The following is a 7,119-nucleotide window of genomic DNA, read 5'->3' on the forward strand; positions in this document are numbered from 1 at the left end:
GTTCCCCTACCGCTTCAGGCCGGACAGCAGCGCTGCAAAGGCCCGGCGCGTCACCAACAGCTTCGGCCCCTCCGGGTCCTTGCTGTCGCGCACGGCCACCACACCGGCATTCGAGGTCAGTTCCACACAGTCACCGCCATTGGGGCCGGTATAACTCGACTTGCGCCAAGCGGCCTTGGTCAGGTCCATTTTTTCATTACCGCCTTACGAATTACTTCGAGAGATTGCTCTGCAGGCAAAGCGTGCGATCGAATCGAGAGAATTGCTCTACTCACGCCTGCAATGTCATCGGGATCAGTGAGGGTCAGCCCGCGTACGGTCATGTCGACGTAGGCGATTTCACTCCGGTCAGGCATGGTAGCGAGGTTGAATGCCCCCAGGTTGCCGAGGTGCTCTCCCCTGCTCGGTACGACTTGAACGGTTACGACTCCGGCCTCTGCAAGCTGGATGACCTGTTCCAGCTGCTCCTTCATGGTCTCCGGACTACCGGTGAGCCGGTATAGGGATACCTCGTCCTGAAGAACGGAGAAGTTCGGCGGAGGCGGGTTCTCCCTGGTCAGGATGGCCTGGCGGTTGAGTCGCGCTTCAACCGCTTCCTTGTCGCCCCTGAGTAGGGCAGAAGCGTAGGCCGGAGTCTGGAGCAGGCCGTGGATGAGGAGCGGCTGGTACGACTGGAGCATGTCCGCCTCGGGCTCGACGGTGTGCCAGTCGAACCAGGTGGGGAAAGTGGCGTCCTTTACCAGGTCGTCGTAGAGGTAGAGCAGTTCGCCGTTCGCGTCGAGGGTGTGGTCCATCGTCTCGGCGAACTCCCGGGTGCAGCGGGTGCGGCCGTTCTCTACGGCACCGATGTACTGCGGTTTTACGCCTTGGCCGCCATTTGCACGTCGTGCCACGGAGTCCTGCGTCCAGCCCTTGGCCTCCCGGAGCCGCCGGAACCGGCGGCCGAACGCGAGCGGCGTCGGCGAGACCGTCCCGCGCTTCCGCTGTGGCGCCATGCGCTCATCCTCCCTCGTAAAGGACGCCCAACCAACACCCAAGTGCCGTGAGCGCACGGAGCCTGACTTGCCACCTATGGTCTGGGCTCGGTGATGCACGGCGAAGGGCCGATCGTCGTCCGGGTGGTGCGGGACGAGCGCGACGGCCGTCCCGTCGTCGAGGTGTGGGACGGCGGGGTGGAGCGGCCCGAAGTCCGGCCGGAGAACCACGCGGCGACGTCGGGGCGCGGGCTGGTCCTGGTGTCGCAACTCGCCATCGAATGGGGGACGCGGCCATTGCTGGAGGGCGGGAAGATCACCTGGGCGAAGTGCTGACCCGCGGGTCGAGTGCTCCGCCGGATACGGTCCCTGCATGCGGACACTCCACCCGGCCTACCGCGTCACGGACCTGTCGGCCTCTCTCGACTTCTACACCGCGCTCGGCTACGAACTCGTCGGGTCCGTGGACGTCGGCGGCGGCGCGACCCTGACCATGCTCAAGTTGCCCGACGACGAGGTGGTCACGCTGGAGCTGGTCCACCGCCCGGCCGACGGCCCGGTGGATCTCGGTACCGGGTTCAGCCATCTCCCCATCCAGGTCGATAACCTGGCCGCCACGGTCGAGGCGCTGTCGCAGGCGGGGCTGAGTCCCGGCCCGGTGGAACTCCCCGGCGGCCCGGACGGGCCCCGGATCTCCTGGCTCACCGATCCGGACGGCTACCGGATCGAGCTGGTGCAGTGGCCTCCCGGGCACCCCTACGGGCTCACCGCCGCCGACTTCGTCTAGGGCGTGTCCATAGTGGCCGCCAGCCTTGCTTCGCGAGGGCGAGGCGGGGCCGAGTGCTAGCCGGGGAACAGCCAGTCCAGCGCGGGCAGGGACTTGTCGAGGTACTTGCCGTGGCCGGGCCGGAGCCCGTAGGCCATGTCCTCCAGGACGGCGCATCTGGCGTAGAAGGCGGCGCGGGTCCTGATCCCGTCGTGAAGGCCCGTCCCGTAGGCGCGTAGGGCCAGGTCGAGGGCGGCGGGGCCGAGGTCGCGGTAGAGCAGGCCGAAGTCGTGGGCCGGGTCGGTGATCGCGGCATCGCTCCAGTCGATGTCCCCGGTCACCGTCCAGGCGGCGGGATCGACGAGGACGTGTTCGATGCCCAGGTCGTTGTGGGAGAACACCAGGTCACGCGGGCCGGGCGGTGGGGGCGTGCTCAGGAACGCCTCCACGGGGCCGCGATGAACTACGGGCATGGCTTCGCGGACGGTCGGGTAGATCTGCGCGGCTTCCTCCAGCCATGCCGCCGGCGGTTCGTCGTCGGTGTCGACCAGGCCGTCCAGGCGGGAGATCGGGACGGCGTGCAGGGCGTTGAGGAACTCGCCGAGGGCGGCGGCGACCGGACCGCCCGCCGGGGCGACGTCGATCAGCGGGACGCCCGGCAGTTCGAAGTAGGCGAGGCAGCCTTCGTCCGGAACCGTGAACCTCGGCTCGGGCACCGGCAGCGGTGACAGGTCCGCGACGGTGGCGAGAAGTCGGGCCTCGCGGCCCACCCGCGCGGCATCGGGCTCTCTGGCGAAACGGACGATCAGCTCGCCGTTGACCTCGAAGGCGATGTTCTCCTCGCCTTCGCCGAGCAGCGCCACGGTCTCGACGCCGTAACCGGGCAGATGCGCGGCCACCAGTTCTCGCACGCGTCCCGCACGCTCATTCTCGGTTTCGCGCATCGTCCACTCCCATCGGCGGGAACAGGGTCGACGCGAAGAGGCCCCTCCCGGAGTGGGAGGGGCCTCTCGCGTGTCGTCGGTCAGGGTGTCCGCGAGCCGGGACGTCAGCGGTTGTACTGGCCGAAGTCGTACTCCTCCAGCGGGACGGCCTCGCCGGAGCCCTGCCCGAAGGCGTACTCGGCGCCGTCGTCGTAGGAGCCGACGGAGTAGACCGCCGCCTTCGCCTCCTCGGTCGGCTCGACCCGGACGTTGCGGTACTGCGGCATGCCGGTACCGGCCGGGATGAGCTTACCGATGATGACGTTCTCCTTGAGGCCGAGCAGCGGGTCGCTCTTGGCGTGCATCGCGGCCTCGGTGAGCACCCGGGTCGTCTCCTGGAAGGACGCCGCCGACAGCCACGACTCGGTCGCGAGCGAGGCCTTGGTGATGCCCATCAGGACGGGGCGGCCGGCGGCGGGGACCCCGCCCTCGGCCACGACGTTCCGGTTCGTCTCCTCGAAGATCGGACGCTCGACCAGGTCGCCCGGCAGCAGGTCGGTGTCGCCCGACTCGAGGATGTTCACCCGCTTCAGCATCTGGCGGACGATGATCTCGATGTGCTTGTCGTGGATCGACACGCCCTGCGACCGGTAGACCTCCTGGACCTCCTGGACCAGGTGGAGCTGCACGGCGCGGGGCCCGAGGATGCGCAGCACCTCGTGCGGGTTGATCGCGCCCGCGATGAGCTGCTGGCCGACGCCCACGGACTCGCCCTCCTTGACCAGGAGGCGGGACCGCATCGGCACCGGGTAGGCGATCTCGTCGGAGCCGTCGTCCGGGACGATGACGACCTTGCGGGCCTTCTCCGTCTCGTCGATCTTGACGCGGCCGGCGACCTCGCTGATCGGGGCCACACCCTTCGGGATGCGGGCCTCGAACAGCTCCTGGACACGCGGCAGACCGTGCGTGATGTCGCCGCCGGCCACACCGCCGGTGTGGAAGGTGCGCATCGTCAGCTGCGTGCCGGGCTCGCCGATGGACTGCGCGGCGATGATGCCGACGGCCTCGCCGACGTCCACCCGCTTGCCGGTGGCCAGCGAGCGGCCGTAGCAGGCGGCGCAGACACCGATCTTGGCCTCGCAGACCAGGGCGCTGCGGGTGCGGACCTTCTCCACGCCCGCCTCGACCAGGCGGGACACGACCGAGTCGGACAGGTCGGTGTCGGCCGGGAAGATGACCGTCCCGTCCACGACGACGTCCTCGGCGATCGTGCGGCCGACCAGGCTGGTCTCGGTGGTGGCCAGCTTGACCAGCGTGCCGTCGGCCAGCCGGTCGGCGACCTCGAACGGGATCGTGCGGTCGGTGCCGCAGTCCTCCTCGCGGACGATGACGTCCTGCGCGACGTCCACCAGGCGCCGGGTCAGGTACCCCGAGTCGGCGGTGCGCAGCGCGGTGTCGGCCAGGCCCTTGCGGGCGCCGTGCGTCGAGATGAAGTACTCGACGACCGACAGGCCCTCGCGGAACGACGACTTGATCGGACGCGGGATGGTCTCGCCCTTCGGGTTGGAGACCAGGCCGCGCATGCCGGCGATCTGGCGGAGCTGCAGCGGGTTGCCGCGGGCGCCCGACTGGATCATCATCCAGATCGGGTTGGCCTTCGGGAACGCCTTCTCCATGTCCACCGCGACGTCCGCGGTGGCCTTGTTCCAGATCTCGATGAGCTCCTGCTTGCGCTCGTCGTCGGTGATCAGGCCGCGGTTGAACTCCCGCTGCACCTTCTCCGCGCGCTGCTCGTAGCCGCCCAGGATCTCCTGCTTGTTCGGCGGCGTGATGACGTCGTCGATCGCGATCGTGACACCGGACCTGGTCGCCCAGTGGAACCCGGTGCTCTTGAGCGCGTCCAGGGCGTTGGCGACGGCGACCTTCGGGTAGGTCTCCGCCAGCTCGTTCACGATCGCCGAGAGCTGCTTCTTGCCGATCTCGTCGTCCACGAACGGGTAGTCGTCCGGCAGCGTCTCGTTGAACATCGCGCGGCCGAGCGTGGTCTCCAGCCGGTACGGCCGGCCGGGCTCGTAGCCCTCGGGGGCCTTCCAGCCGCGGGGCGGCGGGATGTCCTTGAGCCGGATCTGGATCTTGGCCTGGAGGTCCAGCTCGTGCCGGTCGTAGGCCATGATCGCCTCGGCGACGGACCCGAACGAGCGGCCCTCGCCGGTGGCGCCGTCCTTCTGCGTCGTCAGCCAGTACAGGCCGATGACCATGTCCTGGGTGGGCATGGTGACGGGCTTGCCGTCCGACGGCTTCAGGATGTTGTTGGTCGACAGCATCAGGATCCGCGCCTCGGCCTGCGCCTCGGCGGACAGCGGCAGGTGCACCGCCATCTGGTCGCCGTCGAAGTCCGCGTTGAACGCGGTGCAGACGAGCGGGTGGATCTGGATGGCCTTGCCCTCGACCAGCTGCGGCTCGAACGCCTGGATGCCGAGGCGGTGCAGGGTCGGCGCCCGGTTCAGCAGCACCGGGTGCTCGGTGATGACCTCTTCCAGCACGTCCCACACGACCGGGCGGGCCCGCTCGACCATCCGCTTGGCGGACTTGATGTTCTGCGCGTGGTTGAGGTCGACCAGCCGCTTCATGACGAACGGCTTGAACAGCTCCAGCGCCATCTGCTTGGGCAGGCCGCACTGGTGCAGCTTGAGCTGCGGGCCGACGACGATGACCGAACGGCCGGAGTAGTCGACGCGCTTGCCCAGCAGGTTCTGCCGGAACCGGCCCTGCTTGCCCTTGAGCATGTCGGACAGCGACTTCAGCGGACGGTTGCCGGGCCCGGTGACCGGGCGGCCGCGGCGGCCGTTGTCGAACAGCGCGTCGACGGCCTCCTGCAGCATCCGCTTCTCGTTGTTGACGATGATCTCGGGCGCGCCCAGGTCGAGCAGGCGCTTGAGCCGGTTGTTGCGGTTGATGACCCGGCGGTACAGGTCGTTCAGGTCGGACGTGGCGAACCGGCCGCCGTCCAGCTGGACCATGGGACGCAGGTCCGGCGGGATGACCGGGATGCAGTCCAGCACCATGCCGAGCGGGCTGTTGCGGGTGTTGAGGAACGCCGAGACGACCTTCAGCCGCTTCAGGGCACGGGCCTTCTTCTGGCCCTTGCCGGTGCGGATGATGTCGCGCAGCTTCTCGGCCTCGGCGTCGAGGTCGAAGTTCTGCAGCCGCGCCTGGATGGCCGCGGCGCCCATGCCGCCCTCGAAGTACTTGCCGAACCGGTCGCGCATCTCGCGGTAGAGCAGCTCGTCGCCCTCCAGGTCCTGGACCTTGAGGTTCTTGAACCGGCTCCACACCTCGTCGAGGCGGTCGAGCTCGCGCTGCGCGCGGTCGCGCAGCTGCTTCATCTCCCGCTCGGCGCCGTCGCGCACCTTGCGCTTCTGGTCGGCCTTCGCGCCGGCCTCCTCCAGCTCCGCGAGGTCGCCCTCCAGCTTCTGCTGGCGGGCCTCGACCTGCGCGTCGCGGGCCTGCTCGATCTGCTGGCGCTCCACCGAGATGTGCGCCTCCAGCGTGGGCAGGTCGCGGTCGCGCCGCTCCGCGTCCACGCTGGTGATCATGTAGGCCGCGAAGTAGATGATCTTTTCCAGATCCTTCGGGGCCAGGTCCAGCAGGTAGCCGAGGCGCGACGGCACGCCCTTGAAGTACCAGATGTGCGTGACCGGCGCGGCCAGCTCGATGTGGCCCATCCGCTCGCGGCGCACCTTGGCGCGGGTCACCTCGACGCCGCAGCGCTCACAGATGATGCCCTTGAAGCGGACGCGCTTGTACTTGCCGCAGTAGCACTCCCAGTCCCGGGTCGGACCGAAGATCTTCTCGCAGAAGAGCCCGTCCTTCTCCGGCTTGAGGGTCCGGTAGTTGATCGTCTCCGGCTTCTTCACCTCGCCGTGCGACCACTGGCGGATGTCGTCGGCGGTCGCCAGACCGATGCGAAGCTCGTCGAAGAAGTTGACGTCAAGCAACTGTTTTCCCCTTGAGTTCTCAGACCTCGTCGACGCTCATCGCGCCCTCGTTAGGACGGCGGGAGAGGTCGATGCCGAGCTCCTCCGCGGCGCGGAAGACGTCCTCGTCGGTGTCGCGCATCTCGATGGACATGCCGTCGCTGGAGAGCACCTCGACGTTGAGGCACAGCGACTGCATCTCCTTGATGAGCACCTTGAAGGACTCGGGAATGCCGGGCTCGGGGATGTTCTCGCCCTTGACGATGGCCTCGTACACCTTCACGCGGCCGAGGACGTCGTCGGACTTGATGGTCAGCAGCTCCTGCAGCGCGTAGGCCGCGCCGTAGGCCTCCAGGGCCCACACCTCCATCTCACCGAAGCGCTGGCCGCCGAACTGGGCCTTACCGCCGAGCGGCTGCTGGGTGATCATGGAGTACGGGCCGGTCGACCGCGCGTGGATCTTGTCGTCCACCAGGTGG

General features: G+C 68.4%; 7 protein-coding genes. 2 read left to right on the top strand and 5 right to left on the bottom strand.

What is annotated here, in order from left to right:
- Positions 1–6: 6 nt before the first annotated feature.
- Entirely contained in the window at positions 7–189 is a 183-nt protein-coding gene (locus tag BM339_RS37150) for a DUF397 domain-containing protein (protein ID WP_075023915.1), read from the bottom strand.
- On the bottom strand, positions 180–995 hold the full coding sequence (locus BM339_RS37155; RefSeq protein ID WP_075023916.1) for a helix-turn-helix domain-containing protein: 816 nt from the start codon (positions 993–995) through the stop codon (positions 180–182). Before BM339_RS37155 ends, BM339_RS37150 begins: the two co-directional genes overlap by 10 nt.
- Before the next feature lie 90 nt (positions 996–1,085).
- Here BM339_RS37155 and BM339_RS37160 point away from each other — a divergent pair, with 90 nt between their 5' ends.
- Together BM339_RS37160 and BM339_RS37165 are read left to right on the top strand one after the other, a co-directional pair.
- Positions 1,086–1,310 (top strand): ATP-binding protein, encoded by a 225-nt coding sequence (locus BM339_RS37160; protein ID WP_143118754.1) that lies wholly within the window; start codon positions 1,086–1,088, stop codon positions 1,308–1,310.
- 37 nt (positions 1,311–1,347) lie between these two features.
- A complete protein-coding gene (locus tag BM339_RS37165) occupies positions 1,348–1,761 on the top strand; it encodes a VOC family protein (RefSeq protein ID WP_075023918.1) in 414 nt (137 codons plus the stop codon).
- 56 nt (positions 1,762–1,817) lie between these two features.
- Here the strand turns inward: BM339_RS37165 and BM339_RS37170 are convergent, their stop codons facing one another.
- From BM339_RS37170 to BM339_RS37180, 3 genes are all read right to left on the bottom strand, one after another.
- The gene (locus BM339_RS37170) at positions 1,818–2,684 is read right to left on the bottom strand and encodes a phosphotransferase family protein (RefSeq protein ID WP_177287871.1); all 867 of its coding nucleotides are present in this window, start codon (positions 2,682–2,684) and stop codon (positions 1,818–1,820) included.
- Between the two features lie 104 nt (positions 2,685–2,788).
- Positions 2,789–6,661 carry a DNA-directed RNA polymerase subunit beta' gene (locus tag BM339_RS37175; protein WP_021597421.1) on the bottom strand — a complete coding sequence of 1,291 codons (3,873 nt, stop codon included), beginning with the start codon at positions 6,659–6,661 and terminating at the stop codon, positions 2,789–2,791.
- Positions 6,662–6,680: 19 nt separating this feature from the next.
- A partial coding sequence (locus tag BM339_RS37180) for a DNA-directed RNA polymerase subunit beta (RefSeq protein WP_458249911.1) occupies positions 6,681–7,119 on the bottom strand: 439 nt, incomplete at its 5' end.

The organism is Actinomadura madurae, assembly GCF_900115095.1.
In the GTDB taxonomy this organism is placed as follows: Bacteria; Actinomycetota; Actinomycetes; order Streptosporangiales; family Streptosporangiaceae; genus Spirillospora; species Spirillospora madurae.

Excerpts from the sequence above, each read along its gene's own strand:
- BM339_RS37150 (WP_075023915.1), bottom strand. The coding sequence starts at position 189 with ATGGACCTGACCAAGGCCGCTTGGCGCAAGTCGAGTTATACCGGCCCC.
- BM339_RS37155 (WP_075023916.1), bottom strand. The coding sequence starts at position 995 with ATGGCGCCACAGCGGAAGCGCGGGACGGTCTCGCCGACGCCGCTCGCG.
- BM339_RS37165 (WP_075023918.1), top strand. The coding sequence starts at position 1,348 with ATGCGGACACTCCACCCGGCCTACCGCGTCACGGACCTGTCGGCCTCT.
- BM339_RS37170 (WP_177287871.1), bottom strand. The coding sequence starts at position 2,684 with ATGCGCGAAACCGAGAATGAGCGTGCGGGACGCGTGCGAGAACTGGTG.